Raw genomic sequence first — 21,382 nt, forward strand, 5'->3', positions numbered from 1 at the left:
GGTTAGTCCGCATTCACCGTCTGTTCATAACTGAAAGCCATCAGCCCGATGAAGATGTAAAAAACATTTTCATCGGGCTGATGGCTTTTTTGAATAAAAATAAAAAATATGAATAGAATAAACAAATAAAAAGTGTGCGAAAAAATGGCAAAAATATAACATATATGACGATTTTTTGACACAATACAAATAAATTTCTCGTTAAATTGCATAATAAACATTGTTTTGAAAAAGCGATTGTGGTACAATTTGGATATGCAGAGAGGCGGTGATCAGATGATCCAGGAAACGATCAAGGCAGTGAAAGAGGCGGAGGCAAAAGCACAGCAGAAGATAAAGGAGGCATCCGTCCGTGCACAGAGTATCATCAGCGAAGCTGAGAAAGAGGCAGAGAATATTATCAGAAAGACGGAAACAGCCGCCGGCGAACAGGCGGCATCTGATATGAAAGCGGCCGAGGAACGTGCACACAGTACAGAGAACACTGTCGTTGGACAAGTAGAGGAGGAGCTTGCAGCTTTGAAAAAGAAAGCGGAGTCGAAGCACGAGCAGGCTATCCAGGCAGTAATGGACAGTTTGTTCTGAGAGGGGGAGTGCGAAAATGGCAGTATTGCAGATGCAGCGAATCAGTATCTGCGCAATGAAAAAGAACCGTAAGGCCATATTGGAAGAACTGCAGTCACTTGGAGTATTGGAGATCGATGCAGCGGAATTGGATCCGGAGCTTAAGACGATGGATACTATGAATGCCCGGCTGATCTTTGAGAAGAACGCATCCCTTTGTGATCAGGCAATCGAAATACTGGATGAATTTTCGAAGGAAAAGCAATCCATGCTGGCATCCCTGGCAGGGAAACCGCTGATCGGAAGGAAGCAGGAGGAAGAAGCTATCCGGGATCAGGAAGAGATCCTGAGAACAGCCAGAGAAATCCAGGGATACCGGAAGAAGCTTACAGAGAACAGTGCGGCGGCAGTTAAGCTAGAACAGCAGGAAGCAGCTCTTGCTCCATGGCTGAAGCTGGATATTCCGATGAACTTCAGTGGTACAGCGAAAGCAGCGGTACTTGTGGGAAGTATTGACGGAAATATAACTCTGGATCAGGTATACAGTCAGCTGGCAGCGGACGCACCGCAGCTTGAAGCCTTTGACATTCGGGAAATCTCAAATGACGCCGGTAAGCTGAGCCTGGTGGCTGTCTGTCTGAAAGCACAGGCACAGGAACTGGAAGAAGCGCTTCGGATGCAGGGATTTGCAAGACCGGCACAGCTGGTATCAGAGGTTCCGGCACAGGAGCTGGAGAACCTTAAGAATGAAGTGGTACGCATTCAGGAAGAGTCCGAACAGATTCGGGAACAGATACGCGCTCTTCACGACAGGAAGAGCTCTCTTCAGCTTTTGTCCGATTATTTCCGGATCCGTGCACAGAAATATGAGGTATTAGGACAGCTCCGCCAGTCGGAGAGCACTTTTTTTGTGACAGGATATCTTCCGAAGAAACAGGTTCCTGCAATGGAGAAACGGCTTACGGAGAAGTACGATATTGTTTTTGAAGCAGAAGATGCTGAGGGAGAAAATGTTCCGGTTGCCCTTCAGAACGGTAAATTCGGAGCAGCAGGAGAGGGAGTTCTGGCAGCTTTTGGTCTTCCCGGAAAGGGAGAGATCGATCCTTCCACGATCATGACAGCCTGCTATGTATTTCTTTTCGGACTGATGCTGTCAGACGCAGCATATGGACTGATCGTCTTTGCAGTTTGTCTGGGAGTACTTCTGAAGTTCCCCAGGATGGAGAGCGGAATGCAGAAATCCATTCGGCTTTTTATGTATTGCGGATTGTCCACTTTGTTCTGGGGCGTAATGTTTGGCGGATATTTCGGAGATTTTATCGATGTATTTTCGAGGGTATATCTGCACAGGCCGATCACGGTGAAGCCGGTATGGTTTGCACCGTTAAATGAGCCAATGCGACTTCTGGTGTTCTCCATGCTGTTTGGCCTGATCCATATGTTTCTTGGAATGGGTCTTAAGGGCTACATGCTGTTACGTGACAGAAAATATCTCGACTTTTTCTGTGACGTAGTACTCTGGTTCCTGCTTCTTATGGGACTGATCCTGATCTTTATCCCAAGCAGCATGTTCCGTTCTATTTCTCAGATGGATCTGAACCTTTCACCGGCAGTGATACAGGTCGGAAAATGGATGGCGCTCATCGGTGCGGTGGGAATTCTCTTCATGTCAGGAAGAGATAAGAAGAATCCATTCCTGAGGCTGGCGCTTGGAGCCTATGATCTTTACAATATCACGGGATGGGTCAGTGATATCCTTTCCTATTCCAGACTTCTGGCCCTGGGACTTGCCACCGGAGTTATCGCATCAGTTATGAACCAGATGGGAAGTATGCTGGGAGACAGTATTCTGGGATGGATCGTATTTATTCTTGTATTTGTGATTGGTCATATCTTTAACCTTCTGATCAATCTTCTGGGTGCATACGTGCACACCTGCCGATTACAGTATGTAGAGTTTTTCGGCAAATTCTTTGAGGGCGGAGGAAAAGAGTTCCACCCCTTCCGCGAAAATACAAAATATGTAGATATTAAGGAGGATTAATATTATGAGTGGTATCGTTTGGGCATTATTGGGAGCAGCAATTTCCGTAGCTCTTGCAGGTATAGGTTCCGCCATCGGTGTTGGTACAGCCGGACGTGCAGCAGCAGGCGTTGTAACAGAAGACCCGGACAAATTTGCCAAGGTTCTGCTTCTTCAGCTTCTTCCCGGTACGCAGGGTATTTACGGACTGCTGGTAGCATTCCTTGCACTTTCCAAGGTTGGTATCCTGGGCGGCGGTGTTGCTGATATTTCCCTGGAAACCGGTCTTATGATCTTTGTGGCTTGTCTTCCGATCGCTATCGCAGGTCTTCTTTCTGCGATCCATCAGGGAAAAACTTCCGTAGCTTCCATCGGTATTGTAGCCAAGAAGCCGGAGCAGTTCGGTAAAGCCATGCTTTTCCCTGCAATGGTTGAGACATATGCGATTCTGGCTCTTCTGATCTCCATTCTTGCAGTCAGCGGAATTCAGGTTTGATTCATCAGGAGGGGCAGAGCATGACAGGATTAGAGAAGATGGTAAGCCAGATTCTTGAAGAGGCCGATGCTTCTGCAGCCGTTACGATCAGTGATGCGGAAAAAAAAGCCGCAGAGATCCTCAGGGAAGCCGGAGAAAAGGCAGATAAGATCCGGCAGCAGAGAGAAGAACAGTCCAGGGCAAAGGTGAAAAGCTATGAAGAGCGGACAGCTTCCGCCGCAGATATGAAGAAGCGTACCGCAGTTCTTGCAGCCAAGCAGGAGCTGATCGGAAATGTGATCGCAGATGCCTGTGACCGTGTGAAGAATCTGGATGAAGAAAAATATTTTGGGATCCTTAAGAATATGGCTGAGAAATATCTTCTTCCAAGAGAAGGAGAGATCTGTTTTTCAAAAAAGGATCTGGAACGTATGCCGGCAGGTTTTCGTGAGGAAATAAAGAGCCTGGCACAAAAAAAAGGTGGTGTGCTGGAAATTTCCGGTGAAACCCGAAACATAGACGGAGGTTTTATCCTGATATACGGCGGCATTGAGGAAAACTGTTCTATTGATGCCATGTTCGCAGAGAAGCGGGATGAGCTTCTGGATCAGGTAAGAAAGATTTTGTTTGCGTAAAACACCATCGCAAAAAGGAGGGCGTGAATGATGTTTGGTGAAGATTATGCCTATGCGGTGGCGAGGATACGTGTTCTGGAGACCGGACTTCTGAATCAGGCGGCGATCGAGCAGCTTCTGGCATGTCAGGATGAGCAGCAGTGCCTTCAGATCCTTACAGAGAAGGGCTGGGGAAACGGTGATCCTGCAGCCGGTGCGGACGCCATTCTTTCCCGGGAGAGAGAAAAGATCTGGGAGATCATGGATTCGCTGGTAGCGGACCGATCTGTTTTTTCTGTTCTTTCTTATCAGGATCTTTTCCATAATCTGAAAGCGGCTGTGAAGGCAAGCATCCTGCAGGGGGCAGCGCCGAATATTTTTTTCAGCGACTGTTCCATTGACGGAGAGGATATGGTGAAATTCCTGACAGATAAGGAATATGATCGTTTTCCTGAGGATATGCGGGAAGCGGCAAGAGAAGCCTATGAGACCTTTTTGCACACAAGAGACGGACAGCTTGCGGATATTATCGTAGACAGGGCAGCACTGGATGCCATAAAAAAAGCCGGAGAACGGTCAAAAGAAGAGATCGTCCGGCAGTATGCGGAATCCACGGTAGCGGTAGCAGATATCCGGATCGCAGTCCGGGCCTGCAAAACAGGAAAAAGTTCGGACTTTATGAAAAAAGCCATGGCAGAATGTGACACACTGGATAAGGAGAGACTGATCCACGCGGCAGTAAGCGGAATGGATCAGATCATGGGTTATCTGGCAGAAACGAAATATGGGGACGGAGCTCTGGCACTGGCGGAATCAGCTTCCGCTTTTGAGAGATGGTGTGATAACCAGATCATGGAGACCATCCGCCCTCAGCTGTACAATTCATTTTCACTGGGACCGCTGGTAGCCTATGTGCTTGCCCGTGAAAATGAGATCAAGACGGTGCGGATCATTCTCACCGGAAAGCGCAGCGGCCTTCCGGAAGAGTTTATCCGGGAAAGGGCAAGGGAAATGTATGTATAAGATCGCAGTTTTAGGTGATTATAACAGCATTTACGGGTTTGCGGCTCTTGGCCTTGATACTTTTCCGGTGGAGGATCCTGCAGAAGGTAAAGAGAAGCTTAACCGTCTGGCGGCCGGTGAATATGCGGTTATTTATATTACGGAACAGCTGGCGGCCCAGCTTTCCGCAGAGATCAGTAAATACAGTGAGGAGCTGATGCCTGCGATCATTCAGATTCCCGGAATTTCCGGAAATACAGGTGCAGGTATCGAAAATGTAAAGAAATCCGTGGAGACGGCAGTTGGCTCCGATATTCTTTTCAGTAATGAGTGACAAGAAAGCAGGTGATTGGTTCAGATGAGCAGAGGAACCATTAAGAAGGTGGCAGGACCGCTGGTAATTGCCAAGGGTATGCGGGATGCAAATATGTATGACGTGGTTCGTGTAAGCAGCCAGCGTCTGATCGGTGAGATCATTGAGATGCATGAAGATGAGGCTTCCATACAGGTATATGAGGAGACCTCAGGACTTCGTCCGGGAGAACCGGTAGAGTCCATGGAGGTGCCCCTTTCCGTGGAACTTGGTCCTGGCCTTATTACAAGCATTTACGATGGAATCCAGCGTCCGCTGGATGACATCATGAAGGTAGCAGGCAGCAACAACCTGAAACGAGGCGTTGAGGTTCCTGCCCTGAAGCGGGACAAAAAATGGAATTTCGTTCCGGCTGCGAAGGTGGGAGAGCAGCTGGAGGGCGGCGATGTTCTTGGAACCGTTCAGGAGACTATCGTTGTTACACAGAAGATCATGGTACCTCCCAATATGAAAGGTACTCTGAAGGAAATTAAATCCGGCGAGTTTACCGTGGATGAGACCGTTGCAGTTCTTTCCACAGCAGACGGCGATAAAGAGCTGACCCTGATGCAGCACTGGCCGGTACGACGTGGCCGTCCATATAAGAAGAAACTTCCGCCGGCCAAGCCTCTGGTAACAGGACAGCGTGTTATTGATACCATGTTCCCTATTGCCAAGGGTGGTGTGGCAGCAGTTCCCGGCCCGTTCGGAAGCGGCAAGACGGTTATCCAGCATCAGCTTGCAAAATGGGCTGAGGCGGATATCGTGGTCTATATCGGCTGCGGTGAGCGTGGAAATGAGATGACAGACGTTCTGAACGAGTTCCCGGAGCTGAAGGATCCGAAAACAGGACAGTCTCTGATGGAGCGTACGGTTCTGATTGCCAATACCTCAGATATGCCGGTTGCAGCTCGTGAGGCGTCGATCTATACAGGTATTACAATTGCGGAGTATTTCCGTGATATGGGATATTCCGTAGCATTGATGGCAGATTCTACTTCCAGATGGGCTGAGGCTCTCCGTGAGATGTCCGGACGACTGGAGGAGATGCCAGGCGAGGAGGGTTATCCTGCATATCTTGGTTCCCGTCTTGCACAGTTCTATGAGCGTGCCGGACATGTGATCTGCAGTGGAAAAGACGGAAGAGAGGGTGCCCTGACAGCGATCGGCGCCGTATCTCCTCCAGGTGGTGATATCTCCGAGCCGGTTTCTCAGGCGACACTTCGAATCGTAAAGGTATTCTGGGGACTGGACGCAAACCTTGCATACAAACGTCATTTCCCGGCGATCAACTGGCTGACCAGTTATTCTCTGTATCTGGACAGCGTTGGCGGATGGTTTGACGAAAATGTAGCGAATGACTGGATGAAGCTCCGTCAGAGAATGATGACCCTTCTTCAGGAAGAGGCAGAGCTGGAAGAAATCGTAAAGATGGTAGGTATGGATGCGCTTTCACCGGGTGACCGACTGAAAATGGAAGCAGCCCGTTCCATCCGAGAGGATTTCCTCCACCAGAACTCTTTTCACGAGATCGATACCTACACATCTCTGGAAAAACAGCACAATATGATGCGTCTGGTACTTGCATTTTATGATGCGGGTCTGGATGTGCTGAAACAGGGCGCAGATATCAATGATATCGTAAAGCTTCCGGTACGTGAGCAGATTGGCCGTTATAAATATACAAAAGAAGATCAGCTGGCAGCAGAATATGAGAAAGTAACCCACCAGCTGGCAGCAGAGACTGCAGAACTTCTGGGAAAGGAGGGCCTGTAAAATGCCAAAAGAATATAGGACCATACAGGAAGTTGCCGGCCCTTTGATGCTGGTACGGGGCGTTGAAGATGTGGCATTTGACGAGCTTGGTGAGATCGAGCTTGCCGATGGCGAAACAAGAAGATGCCGTGTTCTGGAGATCGACGGAAGCAATGCTCTGGTGCAGCTGTTTGAGAGCTCCACAGGTATCAATCTTTCCAACAGCAAGGTACGTTTCCTGGGACGGAGCATGGAGCTTGGTGTATCCGGCGATATGCTGGGTCGTGTTTTTGACGGACTGGGACGTCCCATTGATGACGGCCCGGAGATCCTTCCGGAAGAGAGAAGAGATATCAACGGACTTCCCATGAATCCGGCAGCCAGAAGCTATCCGGAGGAGTTTATCCAGACGGGTGTATCTGCGATTGACGGCCTGAACACCCTGGTACGCGGACAGAAGCTTCCGATCTTCTCCGCATCCGGTCTTCCCCATGCACAGCTTGCGGCACAGATCGCAAGACAGGCGAAGGTTCGCGGAAAAGATGAGCAGTTTGCCGTTGTATTTGCAGCCATGGGTATCACTTTCGAGGAGTCAAACTTTTTTGTAGAGAGCTTTAAGGAAACCGGAGCTATAGATCGTACTGTTCTGTTTGTGAACCTGGCAAATGACCCGGCTGTTGAGCGTATCGCTACTCCGCGAATGGCACTGACAGCGGCTGAATATCTTGCCTTCGAAAAAGACATGCACGTATTGGTAATCCTTACGGATATCACAAACTATGCGGATGCTCTCCGTGAGGTTTCCGCAGCTCGTAAGGAGGTTCCGGGACGCCGCGGATATCCCGGATATATGTACACAGATCTTGCTTCTCTTTATGAGCGCGCAGGCCGTCAGAAAGGAAAATCAGGAAGTATCACCATGGTTCCGATCCTGACTATGCCTGAGGATGATAAGACCCATCCGATCCCGGACCTTACCGGTTACATCACAGAGGGACAGATCATCCTGAGCCGTGAGCTTTACCGTAAGGGAATCACACCGCCCATCGATGTTCTTCCGTCTCTGTCACGACTGAAGGATAAGGGTATCGGTGAAGGCAAGACAAGAGCAGACCATGCAAACACCATGAACCAGCTGTTTGCCGCATATGCCCGTGGTAAAGAGGCCAAAGAGCTGATGACTATTCTTGGTGAGGCAGCTCTCTCCGACATTGACCTGATCTATGCAAAATTTGCGGATGCTTTCGAGAAGGAATATGTTTCCCAGGGCTATCAGGCTAACCGTGATATTGAGGAAACACTGGCCATCGGCTGGAAGCTGCTTTCCATTCTTCCGAGAAGCGAGCTGAAACGTATCGATGACAAATTCCTTGATCAGTATTACGGAAAAGTATAAAGGGGGGATGATTTGTGGCATCAACACAGGTGAATCCTACCCGTATGGAGCTTACGAAGCAGAAAAAGAAGCTGGTGACTGCAGTACGTGGCCATAAGCTTCTGAAGGATAAGCGGGACGAGCTGATGAGACAGTTCCTGGATCTGGTACGGGAGAATATGGAGCTGCGAAAAAAAGTAGAAGCCGGTATCCGAAGCGCCAACACCAATTTTGTCATTGCAAAAGCAGGAATGTCGGAAGAGACGCTGAATACGGCACTGATGGCTCCCAAGCAGGAAGTTTATCTGGAAACCGGAAAAAAGAATGTCATGAGTGTGGATATTCCTGTTTTTGAATACAAAACAAGAACACCGGATGCTAACGATATCTATTCCTATGGCTTTGCTTTTACATCCAGTGATCTGGACGGAGCGGTAAAATCCCTGGCAGACATCCTGCCGGATATGCTTCGTCTGGCAGAAGTGGAAAAGGCCTGTCAGCTTATGGCTTCCGAGATCGAAAAAACAAGGCGTCGTGTAAATGCCCTGGAGCATGTCATCATACCGGAAGCCCGGGCGAACATTAAATACATCACCATGAAGCTGGATGAGAACGAGAGAAGTACTCAGATCCGACTGATGAAGGTGAAAGATATGATGCTGGAGGAGGCACATCATTATAAGGAGCGGGAGGCAGAGCGCGGAGCGTAAAGCGCAGCCATCCTGAAAGAAAAGAAAAGTTTATATAGAAAGTTTTAAGTAACGGGAAGGAGATGTCCCTGTACTGTGTGAAATTTCGGCAGTACAGGGGCGTTTTATTTATAAAATATTTAGCTTTTGTTATCAGAAAATCAAGAAAAATACAGTATAATAGATAAGAGGTAAATCAGACAGCTGCAGATGCAGAGATATAAAAGAAAGCTGCTCTGTCTGCTGAAAAATAAAGAAAGAGGAGAAAGCTGATCTGACCAGGTAAACTGCCGGGCAGCTGCATGGCTATGAACAGATGGCAAAGCAGATTGCGGTAGCGTCTGATCAGTAAGAGGTATATGAATATTTTACAGTCAATACAACAGCTGGACGGAGAAATCCTTCTCCGGATCCAGCGATATTTAAGAATGGATATGCTGACACCATTTATGAAATCTGTTACATTTCTGGGAAACGGAGGATGGTTCTGGATCCTCTGTGCAGTTGTGCTTCTTGCTGTTCCAAAGACAAGAAAAACAGGCTATGCGGCAGCCTTGTCCCTGATCTTCGGGGCGATCGTTACCAACCTGCTTCTCAAAAATATAGTGGCAAGACCAAGGCCTTTTGCGGAAATCGAAGCTCTCATTCCCATGATCACCAAACCGAAGGATTTCTCTTTTCCGTCAGGTCACACCACAGCATCCTTTGCCGTTGCTCTGGTAATGCTCCGGATGCTTCCGAAGAAATTCGGAATCCCGGCAGTAGTCCTGGCAGCACTGGTGGCATTTTCCAGACTGTATCTTGGTGTCCATTATCCGACAGATATTCTGACCGGATTCGTGATCGCGCTGGTGGGAAGCACGTTGTCAGTATGGATCGTGCGAACGAAACCGGAAGACAAACAGGTACACTAGCATTGTCCATAGGAAATATGAAGCACTTTACCTGGACAAAGTATTGACACGCTGAAGTAAGACGGGGTAAAATTGTAGACAGCACAACAGATTCTGACTATGGTAGAAATAATGATAAGAAACCCTGTAAAATCGGATAAAAGGAGAGAGCACAAAATGATATCAGAAAAAATGAAACCCTACGTAAAAAATAATTCCGCCATCCGTATGATGTTTGAGGAAGGAAACCGCCTCCGTGCGAAATACGGCGCAGACAAGGTTTTTGATTTCAGTCTGGGAAATCCAAGTGTACCGGCACCGGACAGCGTCCGCAAAGCAATTATCGAGCTTGTAAACACTACGGATCCGACAGTTCTTCACGGATATATGAGCAACGCAGGCTTTGAGGATGTACGCCAGACCATCGCAGAATCCCTCAACAGACGTTTCGATACGAAATTTTCCGCAAAGAATCTGATCATGACCGTCGGTGCTGCAAGCGGACTGAATGTGATCCTGAAAACAATCCTGAATCCTGGAGAAGAGGTGATCGTTTTTGCGCCATATTTTCTGGAATACGGTGCATATGTCCGCAATTATGATGGTGTCCTTGTGGAAATCTCTCCGGATACCACAACCTTCCAGCCAAATCTCGCTGAGTTTGAGCAGAAGATCACACCGAAGACAAGAGCGGTTATCGTAAACACTCCGCACAATCCTACCGGAGTTGTATATTCAGAAGAAACGATCAAGAAGCTTTCCGCAATCCTGGAAGCAAAACAGAAAGAGTTCGGAACCGTGATCTACCTGATTTCCGATGAGCCATACCGTGAGCTGGCTTATGATGGCGTGGAGGTCCCATACCTGACAAAATATTATAACAATACTGTTGTAGGCTATTCCTACAGCAAATCTCTTTCCCTTCCGGGAGAACGTATCGGATATCTGGTGATCCCTGATGAGGCAGACGGAAGCGAAGAGCTGATCTCTGCAGCAACCATTGCAAACCGTACACTTGGCTGTGTAAATGCACCGTCCCTGATCCAGAAGGTAGTTGCAAAATGTGTAGACGCCAAGACTGATCTTGCAGCTTATGATAAAAATCGTCAGGCACTTTATGATGGCCTGAAAGAATGCGGATTTGAGTGCATCAAACCACAGGGTGCCTTCTATCTTTTTGTAAAATCTCCGGTTGAAGACGAAAAAGCCTTCTGTGAAGCCGGTAAGAAATATAACATCCTTATGGTACCGGGAAGTTCCTTCGCATGCCCCGGTTATGTGAGACTTGCATATTGTGTATCCTATGAGACAATTGTGAATTCTCTTCCTGAATTTAAAAAACTTGCAGCAGAGTATGGCTTGAAATAAACGATCATTACAAAGCAGTTGAATAAAAGATCCCCGGTACAGTCTGTTCATGCAGCCCTGTATCGGGGATCTTTTGCAAGAGGGAATAAGCAAATGAAACGTAGCCGGGAGTGAATAGACTCCCGACTGTGTTTCATTAAAAGGATGTTCCATATTTATTTGGCTTTTTTCTTTTCTTTATTTGGCATTTCTCCGTAATAAGCTTTCAGATAGATATCTTTCAGCTCGGATACAAGCGGATATCTCGGGTTGGCACCGGTACACTGGTCATTGAAGGCCTGCTCGGACATCTCATCCAGAGTTTCCAGGAAATACTTCTCATCTACGCCGTAATCACGGATCGTCGGCAGGATCTCGATAGTTCTCATAAGCTCATCCAGTTTAGCAAGAAGCTTTTCGAATACTTCTGCATCGTTCTTGCCTGTAAGGCCTACAGAACGTCCGATCTCAGCGTAGCGTGCAAGTGTCTTCGGATACTGATACTGTGGGAAAGTACCCATCTTAGTCGGAACCTCAGCACTGTTGTAACGCATAACATCCAGAAGAACAACTGCGTTTGCGATACCGTGTGGCAGGTGGTGGAAAGCACCGAGCTTGTGAGCGAGAGAGTGGTTAACGCCGAGGAATGCATTGGCGAATGCAAGACCTGCCATGCAGGAAGCGTTAGCCATATGATCTCTGGCCTCTACGTCATTGCCATCTTTATATGCACGCGGCAGATACTCAAATACAAGCTTGATCGCTTTCAGTGCAAGACCATCGGTGTAATCGGAAGCCATCATGGAAACATAAGCCTCAATGGCATGTGTCATAACATCGATACCGGAAGCACGGGTAAGTCCCTTCGGTGCGCTCATCATGTTATTGGTATCTACGATCGCCATATCCGGGAGAAGCTCGTAATCGGCCAGTGGCCATTTAACGCCGGTATCCTGATCTGTGATGATGGCGAAAGGAGTAACCTCGGAGCCTGTACCGGAAGAGGTCGGGATCGCTACGAAGTAAGCTTTTTTACCCATCTTCGGGAAGGTATAAACTCTCTTACGGATATCCATGAAGTCCATGGACATATCGGAGAAGTCAGCGTCCGGATTCTCATAAAGCATCCACATAACCTTGCCGGCATCCATTGCGGAACCGCCGCCAAGAGCGATGATGCAGTCTGGCTCAAAGGCTGTCATAGCCTTGGCACCGGCTTTGGCGGAAGCGAGAGACGGGTCAGGAGCTACATCAGAGAAGCATGTATGAACGATGCCCATCTGATCCAGTTTATCTTCGATCGGTTTGGTGTAGCCATTCTTGTAGAGGAAGGAGTCTGTTACGATGAAGCAGCGTTTCTTACCCATAACAGTACCGAGCTCATCAAGAGCAACCGGCATACAGCCCTTCTTAAAGTAAACTTTTTCCGGTGTTCTCATCCAGAGCATATTCTCTCTCCTTTCAGCAACAGTCTTGGTATTGAGAAGGTGTTTGACACCAACGTTCTCGGATACGGAGTTACCGCCCCAGGAACCGCAGCCAAGAGTAAGGGATGGAGCAAGCTTGAAGTTATAAAGGTCACCGATACCACCCTGGGAAGAAGGTGTATTGATAAGGATACGGCAGGTTTTCATAGCTGCTTCGAATTTATCCATCTTCTCTGTTTCATTTACGTTGATGTAGAGGGAAGAGGTATGACCATAGCCGCCGTCTGCAACGAGCTGCGCAGCCTTTGCAACCGCATCGTCAAAATTCTTGGCCTTGTACATGGCAAGTACAGGGGAAAGCTTCTCGTGTGCGAATTCCTCGCTGATATCAACGGACTCAACCTCGCCGATCAGGATCTTGGTCTCAGCCGGTACAGTAACGCCTGCCATCTCAGCGATAGTAGCAGCCTTCTGTCCTACGATCTTGGCATTCAGTGCGCCGTTGATAAGGATGGTCTTTCTGACCTTCTCGATCTCGTCTTTTTTAAGGAAGTAGCATCCTCTGTAAAGGAACTCTTCCTTCACTTCTTTATAAATGCTCTCCAGAACAGTTACGGACTGCTCGGAAGCACAGATCATACCATTGTCAAAGGTCTTGGAGTGGATGATGGAGTTAACTGCAAGACGGATATCTGCGCTGTCATCAATAATGGCAGGTGTATTTCCGGGTCCTACACCAACAGCCGGTTTACCGGAGGAGTAAGCTGCTTTGACCATTCCGGGACCACCGGTGGCAAGGATGATATCTGCGTTCTGCATTACCATGTTGGTAAGGTCAAGGCTTGGGATATCGATCCATCCGATGATTCCTTCCGGCGCACCTGCGGCAACAGCTGCTTCCAGAATAACTTTTGCAGCTTCAATAGTGGATTTCTTAGCACGCGGATGCGGGCTGATGATGATCGCATTACGGGTTTTCAGGGAAATAAGAGATTTATAGATTGCTGTGGAGGTCGGGTTGGTTGTAGGGATAACTGCAGCGATCAGTCCTACAGGTTCCAGGATCTTCTTGAGTCCGTATGCCTTGTCTTCTTCTACAACACCACATGTCTGCGTGTTCTTATATGCATTGTAAACATACTCTGCTGCGTAATGGTTCTTGATAACCTTGTCTTCCATGATACCCATGCCTGTTTCCTCAACAGCCATTTTGGCAAGTGGGATACGCATCTTGTCAGCAGCAGTAGCAGCTGCCTTAAAGATCTTGTCGACCTGCTCCTGTGTGTAGGTAGCAAAGATCTTCTGTGCCTCTTTCATTGCAGCCATTTTCGCGGTCAGGGCTTCTGGAGTGTCGATGATGGTAGGGATAGTTTCTTTCTTTGCCATGTGGAATCCTCCTGTTTTCATATGATAATGGTCTGTGGTCCTGCGGGCTTATCCTTTTTTCGCCGGCAGGTGCTGCAGAGTTTTTGTAAGTCCCCGTGCTGCGTTTCGTTGTTGATTCAATCTGATTGAACTTTCTGTTTCGATACTGATATAGTATCAAAATTCTGAAAAAAACGCAAATTCTGAATTTTACCGCTATGTGCAAAATGACGAACAGAAAATTAGGGGAAAATACTGTAAATTTTACTTTGCAGAACGCTGAATTATTGGAAAAATCTTAAAAAAATTTTTGAAATTCAGCACTGTGCACAAAAAACATGTTAAAAAATTGTCAGCGCTGACAAAAAACATGCACACATATGAAGGGTGGGCAAAAGATAAAACGCAACATGTGGTTAAAACATTAACGTTAAACTTTTGTCAAACGATCATGTACACATTATAATTTAACGGATTTCAGACGTCAATAGAGAATTCGATAAAAAATTCACAAAAATATTGTGGCAAAGTAAAGCGTGATAACATAAGAAACCAAAAAACTTGAAATTATTTAAATTTTCAGAATAATTAGGCGGAAATTATCGTGATTTTTTTCAGAAATGCAGAAAAACTGCCATACAGGAAATGCTTCCCATATGGCAGTTTATATAAATATAGGTCAGGCGGATAAAAGCATCCGCATTCACTATGCGGCTTTGCGCCGAATTACTGTAAAAGGTTTCTGCTCAACAGTAAATGATAGCCAGGTTCGATCAGCTCTTGCGGAATGCGGCACGTTTTCTGTCTCTGGAGTCCAGAATACGCTTACGGATACGAAGGCTTGTCGGTGTTACCTCAAGAAGCTCATCCTGGTCGATGAACTCAATGGCCTGCTCAAGACTTAAGATCTTTGGCGGAACAAGCTTCAGTGCATCGTCAGCGGAAGAGGAACGGGTATTGGTAAGGTGCTTGGTCTTGCAGACATTCAGTTCGATATCCTCGGCCTTTCCGTTCTGTCCGATGACCATACCGCCGTACACCTTCTCGCCTGGTCCGACAAAGAGAGTACCACGCTCCTGAGCAGAGAAAAGACCGTAGGTAACAGTTTCGCCTGACTCGAATGCGATGAGGGAACCCTGTTTACGGTACGGGAAGTCTCCCTTGTATGGTGCATATCCGTCAAACATGGTATTCAGGATACCGGTACCCTTGGTGGAGGTAAGGAATTCATTACGGAATCCGATCAGTCCACGGGAAGGGATGGAGAATTCGAGACGTACACTTCCGTCGCTTGCTGTGCTCATACCCTGAAGTTCTCCCTTACGCTCGCTGAGCTTCTGGATGATAGTACCGGAAAATTCCTCCGGAACGTCAACGTATGCGATCTCGATCGGCTCAAGCTTACGTCCGCGATCATCTGTGTGATAAAGTACCTCCGGTTTGCTGACTGCAAACTCATAGCCTTCACGGCGCATATTTTCGATAAGAACGGAGAGATGAAGCTCACCACGTCCGGAAACCTTGAAGCACTCGGTTGTGTCTGTGTCTTCCACACGAAGGCTGACATCGGTGTTCAGCTCACGGTAGAGACGGTCACGAAGGTGACGGGAAGTAATGTATTTACCTTCCTGTCCTGCAAGAGGACTGTCATTTACGAGGAAGTTCATGGAGAGTGTCGGCTCGGAGATCTTCTGGAACGGGATCGCTTCCGGATTGTCTCCTGCGCAGAGAGTATCACCGATGTGGATATCCGCAATACCTGAGATCGCAACGATAGCACCGATGGTAGCACTTTTAACCTCAACCTTGCTCAGACCATCAAACTCATACAGCTTGCTGATCTTCACACGCTCACGTTTGTCAGGGTCATGATGGTTCAGAAGCATCAGATCCTGGTTTACGGAAATAGTTCCGCGTTCGACCTTACCAATACCGATACGTCCCACGTACTCGTTGTAGTCAATGGTGCTGATAAGAACCTGTGTATCTCCGTCCGGATCTCCCTCCGGAGCAGGGATCGCATCAAGGATAGTCTCAAAAAGAGGAGCCATATTCTCAGGCTTATCATCGAGGTTACGAACTGCGTAGCCGGCCTTTGCGGAGGCATACAGGAACGGGCAGTCCAGCTGTTCGTCAGATGCGTCCAGATCCATGAGAAGCTCCAGAACCTCGTCGACAACCTCCTCCGGACGTGCTTCCGGACGGTCGATCTTATTGATGCAGACAATAACATGCAGGTTCAGTTCGAGAGCTTTACGAAGTACAAATTTAGTCTGAGGCATGGCACCCTCGAAGGCGTCCACAAGAAGAATAACGCCGTCTACCATCTTCAGCACACGCTCTACCTCGCCGCCGAAGTCCGCATGACCTGGAGTATCGATGATATTGATTTTTACATCCTTATAATGAACTGCGGTGTTTTTGGAGAGAATCGTAATGCCGCGCTCACGCTCAATATCGTTGGAGTCCATGACACGTTCCTGGACTTCCTGGTTCTCACGGAAAACACCGCTCTGTTTCAAAAGCTCGTCAACAAGTGTTGTTTTACCGTGATCGACATGGGCGATAATGGCCACGTTACGAACATCTTCACGCTTGGTCTTCATATAATCCAAATCCTTTCTTTCCATATATAAGTAATCTTTTTTGTTAAAAATGATGTCCAAATTTATAGTCTATCACATTTTTGTGAGATTACAAGACATAAAAAAATATTTTTGGTTTTTCATTTTTCAGGCATATTATACCGTAAATACACATAGATTGATATAGACGAAATACACGAAGAGGAAGGAGAGCTACTTATTATGGCAGATAAAATTATTGAAAACAATCAGGTATCCGTTATGGGACGGATCGCTACGGGGTTTACTTTCAGCCATCAGGTCTTTGGAGAAGGATTTTACATGATGGATATCCTGGTAAAACGTCTCAGCGATTCGGAGGACAGGATCCCGGTGATGGTGTCTGAGCGGCTGATCGATATCACACAGGATTATGTGGGAGAATATATCGAGATCCACGGACAGTTCCGATCCTATAACCGTCATGAAGAAAAGAGAAACCGGCTTGTGCTTTCAGTCTTTGCCCGGGAAGTGAAGTTTGTGGGGGAGGAAGAAGAAACTGTGCCGGTCAATCAGATCTTTCTGGACGGATATATCTGTAAACCGCCTGTATACAGAAAAACACCGTTGGGAAGAGAGATCGCAGATCTTCTGATGGCAGTCAATCGACCTTACGGAAAATCCGATTACATACCATGTATATGCTGGGGAAGAAATGCCAGATATGCTTCTGCTTTTGAAGTAGGCGGGCATGTACTGATCTGGGGCAGGATCCAGAGCAGGGAGTACATGAAACGGATTAGTGAAAACGAAACAGAAAAAAGGATTGCCTATGAAGTTTCGGTGAGTAAATTGGAATATGTTGAGTAACATTGGATATATTTTGGAATAGTGGTGAGAACATTAAGGTAACACTTGCATTTCCATCCAATCTGCGGTAATATTAAAAAAATCAGAAAAATGGGGAATTACCGGTTTCACTAACAGTAAGAGGAAAAATCATGGAAAGAGAAATAACAGAGGTTTATTGCGGGAACGGGAAAGGAAAGACAACTCTGGCTGTAGGCCGGGGGCTGCGCTTTGCTATACAGGGAAAAAGTGTGATCATCATACAGTTTCTCAAGGGCAGGGAACGCAGAGAACTGGATTTCCTTGAGGAACTGGATAATTTTGATTTCAAGATTTTCCGTTTCGAAAAAATGGACACCTGCTATAATGACCTGAGTGAGCAGGAAAAGGCAGAAGAGAGAACCAATATTCTCAATGGCCTTAATTTCGCACGGAAGGTAATTGCTACCAGAGAGTGTGATTTTCTGCTGCTGGATGAGATCCTCGGGCTTATGGATAAAGGAATCGCTCCAGTTGAGACGATCATCGATATGCTTAAGCAGAAGGATGAAAGTATGCATATAATTATGACCGGATGCTGGCTTCCGGATGCTTTGAAGCCCTATGTGGATAGTATTACCACGATAACAACAGAGCTGACTGACCAGGAACGGGAATAAGCAATATTTCACAGAAGAAAGAAGGAGGAAGACAAATGGCAATTTTTAAAGGAACAGGCGTTGCAATTGTAACACCTATGCATGAAGACGGTAAGGTGAATTTTGAGAAACTTGAGGAGATCCTTGAGGATCAGATCGCGAACAGCACAGACGCCATCGTTATTTGTGGAACAACAGGAGAATCTTCTACTCTGACACACGGAGAGCATCTTCAGACAATTAAGTTTACAATTGATAAAGTTAACAAACGTGTGCCTGTTATCGCAGGAACAGGTTCCAATTGTACAGAGACAGCAATCATGATGTCCAAGGAAGCAGCTTCCTATGGCGCAGACGCTCTTCTTATTGTAACACCTTACTATAACAAGGCTACACAGAAGGGTCTTATCGCTCATTACACAGCAATTGCCAATGCAGTTCCGGAAACTCCGCTCATCATGTACAACGTACCGAGCCGTACAGGCTGCAACATCCAGCCGGCTACAGCAGCTTACCTTGCAAAGAATGTAAAGAACATTGTCGGAATCAAGGAAGCAACAGGAGATCTTTCCCAGATCGCCAAGATGATGTCTCTGGCAGACGGACAGCTTGAGCTTTATTCCGGAAATGATGATCAGGTACTTCCGATTCTTTCTCTTGGCGGACTTGGAGTTATTTCCGTACTTTCCAACGTTGCACCGAAGTTTACACATGACATGGTCATGAAATATTTCGACGGCGACACCAAGGGAGCAACAGAGGATCAGCTGAAAGCTCTTCCGCTGATCAATGCGCTGTTCAGCGAAGTAAACCCGATTCCTGTTAAGACAGCTATGAACCTTATGGGAATGAACGTAGGGCCGCTTCGTATGCCGCTCTGCGAGATGGAAGAGGACACAAAGGCAGCTCTTGCAAAAGAGATCGAGAAATTCGGCCTTAAGCTTGCTAAATGATCTGACTGTAAGCGAAAGGTAAAGGAGAATATACTATGGTAAAAATCATCATGCACGGCTGCAACGGACATATGGGCCAGGTCATCAGCGACATTGTGGAGAAAGATCCGGATGCTGAGATCGTAGCAGGTATTGATATTGCAGATCAGGGAAAAAACAGCTATCCGGTATTCACCGATATTGACGCATGTCAGGTAGAGGCAGATGCGATCATTGATTTTTCTTCCGCAAAGGCAACAGACAAGCTTCTTGAGTACAGCGCGGCACGCCAGATCCCGGTTGTGCTGTGCAGTACCGGTTTAAGCCAGGAGCAGCTTGCAAAAGTTGAAGAAACATCCCGAAAGGTAGCAGTGCTGAAATCCGCAAACATGTCTCTTGGTATCAACACACTTCTGAAGCTGGTTCAGGACGCAGCCAGGGTTCTTGCAGCTGCAGGCTTTGATATGGAGATCGTAGAGAAGCATCACCGCCTGAAATTAGACGCACCAAGCGGTACTGCACTTGCGCTGGCAGACAGCATTAATGAAGCTATGGATAACCAGTATCATTATGTATATGACCGCAGCCAGAAACGTGAAAAACGCGATGATAAGGAGATTGGTATCTCCGCAGTTCGCGGCGGAACTATCGTAGGTGAGCATGAGATAATTTTTGCAGGTCAGGACGAAGTGATCGAGTTCAAGCATACTGCATATTCCAAGGCTATTTTTGGAAAAGGTGCTGTAGAAGCAGCCAAATTCCTTGCCGGCAAACCGGCAGGACGTTATGATATGAGTGACGTGATCGGCTGATTCTGACAGATTGAGCCGCAACAGAATAAAATTACAGGTAATACAGACGGGGTTCGTGTAAGATCGGACCCCGTTTTTTTGATGAAATTGCGGTTTTTGAAATTTTTCCCAGAATAGGATAGCGGAAAAAGTGCCATATTAGGAATACAGAATTTTTCAGAAAAAGGAGAAGATAATATGAAAAAATGGAAGGCGATTCTTTTTGGTACTTTGCTTACCCTGTCTCTGTGTACATTTACAGCCTGCGGCACAGAGGTAAACAATGCGGATGAAACAGTGGATGAAAAAGATAAAAACACGAAGGATAAGGAAAAAGATACAAACACAAATACTGCCGCAGAAGATGAAACTATGGAAGAAAAAGCAGACAATGACGGTGTGAAGGACAATGAAGAGAGCATTAAGGATTCCGGCACGGATAACAATGAGATGTCCGATGGAAATATTACCGTGACGCCTGCAGGAAATGGAAATGACGGGACAGCAGCACCCGGAGCTGCGGATGCTGACAGAAACGAAAATGACGGAACTGTATCCGGTGAGCTGGGTGACAGTGTAAAGGACCTTGGCGACGGTGTAGGTAATGCAGTGGATGATATCGGAAACGCAGTGGGAAATGCGGTAGAAGGAAGATAACAGATATTTTACCACAGCATTGCATAAAACTGTTTCAGATGCTATTATCAGTGCATGGGAAGAAAACGGAGGACAGGATTATGAAATTCAGACCATGCATTGATATACATAACGGAAAGGTAAAACAGATCGTAGGAGGAAGCCTGAAGGATCAGGGGGATCAGGCGGCAGAAAATTTTGTGTCAGAGCAGGATGCGGTATTCTATGCAGAGCTTTATAAGAAGGCAGGATTAAAGGGCGGTCATGTGATCCTTCTGAACGGAAAGGATTCCCCGAACTATGAAGCAACGAAAGCCCAGGCACTTCAGGCTCTGGGAAAATATCCCGGAGGGCTTCAGATCGGAGGCGGCATCTGCCCGGAGAATGCGGCAGAATATCTGGAGGCTGGCGCCAGCCACGTGATCGTAACCTCCTATGTGTTTAAAAACGGAGTGATCTCCTGGGAAAATCTGGAGAAGATCCGTGATGCCACAGGGAAAGAACATCTTGTACTTGACCTGAGCTGCCGCAAAAAAGATGGCAAATATTATATTGTCACAGACCGATGGCAGAAATTTACAGAAGAGATCGTGACACCGGAGCTGATGGAAAGGCTTGGAAGCTTCTGCGACGAATTTCTGGTCCATGCAGTGGATGTGGAAGGAAAGGCCCGAGGTGTGGAAACAGAGCTTGCAAAGCTTCTGGGACAGTATACAGCCCATCCGGTGACCTATGCAGGCGGTGTGGGTTCTATGGCAGATATTGAAAAGCTTCGAAAAGCAGGTCAGGGCAGACTGGATGTGACGGTTGGCAGTGCTTTGGATATTTTTGGCGGAAGTATACCCTTTGAAGCTCTGGCTAAAATGAAATAGTATATACAAATAGTGAAGCAGATGCTTTTGTCCCATCAATCTTCTGGCACTGGTATGCAGACATATATTTGTAATGAATTAATTAGATGAAATGCTCTAATAGTTGCGCATTCACGACAAAAAAAACATTTTGAAGGAATATATCGAATAAATTTGGAAAAAATTTATGAAATTTTTGAAAAGTGATGTTAAAATTCAATTTAATATGTTATAATAGCA

The 21,382-nt window shown here is 46.8% G+C and carries 19 protein-coding genes; 17 read left to right on the forward strand and 2 right to left on the reverse strand.

What is annotated here, in order from left to right:
* Window positions 1-249: 249 nt before the first annotated feature.
* The 11 genes from V9W66_RS11810 (at window position 250) to V9W66_RS11860 (ending at window position 11,110) form a co-directional block, all read left to right on the forward strand.
* The gene (locus V9W66_RS11810; protein WP_144095370.1) at window positions 250-585 is read left to right on the forward strand and encodes a hypothetical protein; all 336 of its coding nucleotides are present in this window, start codon (window positions 250-252) and stop codon (window positions 583-585) included.
* A 16-nt stretch (window positions 586-601) separates the two neighbouring features.
* Window positions 602-2,608 (forward strand): V-type ATP synthase subunit I, encoded by a 2,007-nt coding sequence (locus tag V9W66_RS11815; protein ID WP_144095372.1) that lies wholly within the window; start codon window positions 602-604, stop codon window positions 2,606-2,608.
* Between the two features lie 4 nt (window positions 2,609-2,612).
* On the forward strand, window positions 2,613-3,083 hold the full coding sequence (locus V9W66_RS11820; RefSeq protein ID WP_015526259.1) for a V-type ATP synthase subunit K: 471 nt from the start codon (window positions 2,613-2,615) through the stop codon (window positions 3,081-3,083).
* Between the two features lie 20 nt (window positions 3,084-3,103).
* Window positions 3,104-3,697, forward strand: a complete 594-nt coding sequence (locus V9W66_RS11825) for a V-type ATP synthase subunit E (RefSeq protein WP_015526258.1) — start codon at window positions 3,104-3,106, stop codon at window positions 3,695-3,697.
* Between the two features lie 30 nt (window positions 3,698-3,727).
* A complete protein-coding gene (locus tag V9W66_RS11830) occupies window positions 3,728-4,699 on the forward strand; it encodes a V0D/AC39 family V-type ATPase subunit (RefSeq protein ID WP_118752864.1) in 972 nt (323 codons plus the stop codon).
* Window positions 4,692-5,012 carry a V-type ATP synthase subunit F gene (locus tag V9W66_RS11835; RefSeq protein WP_021652678.1) on the forward strand — a complete coding sequence of 107 codons (321 nt, stop codon included), beginning with the start codon at window positions 4,692-4,694 and terminating at the stop codon, window positions 5,010-5,012. The genes V9W66_RS11830 and V9W66_RS11835 overlap by 8 nt, the downstream gene beginning before the upstream one ends.
* A 24-nt stretch (window positions 5,013-5,036) precedes the next feature.
* A complete protein-coding gene (locus tag V9W66_RS11840) occupies window positions 5,037-6,806 on the forward strand; it encodes a V-type ATP synthase subunit A (RefSeq protein WP_144095374.1) in 1,770 nt (589 codons plus the stop codon).
* Window position 6,807: 1 nt separating this feature from the next.
* The gene (locus V9W66_RS11845; RefSeq protein WP_015526254.1) at window positions 6,808-8,181 is read left to right on the forward strand and encodes a V-type ATP synthase subunit B; all 1,374 of its coding nucleotides are present in this window, start codon (window positions 6,808-6,810) and stop codon (window positions 8,179-8,181) included.
* Between the two features lie 14 nt (window positions 8,182-8,195).
* The gene (locus V9W66_RS11850) at window positions 8,196-8,870 is read left to right on the forward strand and encodes a V-type ATP synthase subunit D (protein WP_022427340.1); all 675 of its coding nucleotides are present in this window, start codon (window positions 8,196-8,198) and stop codon (window positions 8,868-8,870) included.
* Between the two features lie 338 nt (window positions 8,871-9,208).
* Window positions 9,209-9,763, forward strand: coding sequence for a phosphatase PAP2 family protein (locus V9W66_RS11855; RefSeq protein ID WP_144095376.1), 555 nt, complete (start codon window positions 9,209-9,211; stop codon window positions 9,761-9,763).
* A gap of 156 nt (window positions 9,764-9,919) precedes the next feature.
* Complete coding sequence (locus V9W66_RS11860) at window positions 9,920-11,110, forward strand: pyridoxal phosphate-dependent aminotransferase (RefSeq protein WP_144095378.1); 1,191 nt, start codon at window positions 9,920-9,922, stop codon at window positions 11,108-11,110.
* Between the two features lie 155 nt (window positions 11,111-11,265).
* Here V9W66_RS11860 and adhE read toward each other — a convergent pair whose 3' ends face one another.
* Window positions 11,266-13,902, reverse strand: coding sequence for a bifunctional acetaldehyde-CoA/alcohol dehydrogenase (gene adhE, locus V9W66_RS11865; RefSeq protein WP_144095380.1), 2,637 nt, complete (start codon window positions 13,900-13,902; stop codon window positions 11,266-11,268).
* A 752-nt stretch (window positions 13,903-14,654) separates the two neighbouring features.
* Window positions 14,655-16,487, reverse strand: a complete 1,833-nt coding sequence (typA, locus tag V9W66_RS11870; RefSeq protein ID WP_144095382.1) for a translational GTPase TypA — start codon at window positions 16,485-16,487, stop codon at window positions 14,655-14,657.
* 201 nt (window positions 16,488-16,688) lie between these two features.
* On the opposite strand from typA, the gene V9W66_RS11875 reads away from it, so the two are divergent.
* The 6 genes from V9W66_RS11875 (at window position 16,689) to hisA (ending at window position 21,163) form a co-directional block, all read left to right on the forward strand.
* A complete protein-coding gene (locus V9W66_RS11875) occupies window positions 16,689-17,315 on the forward strand; it encodes a single-stranded DNA-binding protein (RefSeq protein WP_015526248.1) in 627 nt (208 codons plus the stop codon).
* Between the two features lie 131 nt (window positions 17,316-17,446).
* A complete protein-coding gene (locus V9W66_RS11880; RefSeq protein WP_144095384.1) occupies window positions 17,447-17,953 on the forward strand; it encodes a cob(I)yrinic acid a,c-diamide adenosyltransferase in 507 nt (168 codons plus the stop codon).
* Window positions 17,954-17,988: 35 nt separating this feature from the next.
* On the forward strand, window positions 17,989-18,885 hold the full coding sequence (gene dapA / locus V9W66_RS11885; protein WP_015526246.1) for a 4-hydroxy-tetrahydrodipicolinate synthase: 897 nt from the start codon (window positions 17,989-17,991) through the stop codon (window positions 18,883-18,885).
* 35 nt (window positions 18,886-18,920) lie between these two features.
* Window positions 18,921-19,676 carry a 4-hydroxy-tetrahydrodipicolinate reductase gene (gene dapB / locus V9W66_RS11890; RefSeq protein ID WP_118512675.1) on the forward strand — a complete coding sequence of 252 codons (756 nt, stop codon included), beginning with the start codon at window positions 18,921-18,923 and terminating at the stop codon, window positions 19,674-19,676.
* Window positions 19,677-19,853: 177 nt separating this feature from the next.
* Window positions 19,854-20,312, forward strand: coding sequence for a hypothetical protein (locus V9W66_RS11895; protein WP_144095386.1), 459 nt, complete (start codon window positions 19,854-19,856; stop codon window positions 20,310-20,312).
* An 80-nt stretch (window positions 20,313-20,392) separates the two neighbouring features.
* Window positions 20,393-21,163 carry a phosphoribosylformimino-5-aminoimidazole carboxamide ribotide isomerase gene (hisA, locus tag V9W66_RS11900; protein WP_144095388.1) on the forward strand — a complete coding sequence of 257 codons (771 nt, stop codon included), beginning with the start codon at window positions 20,393-20,395 and terminating at the stop codon, window positions 21,161-21,163.
* Window positions 21,164-21,382: the final 219 nt, after the last annotated feature.

Source organism: Blautia massiliensis (ex Durand et al. 2017) (genome assembly GCF_051861785.1).
Lineage (GTDB): Bacteria > Bacillota > Clostridia > Lachnospirales > Lachnospiraceae > Blautia_A > Blautia_A luti_A.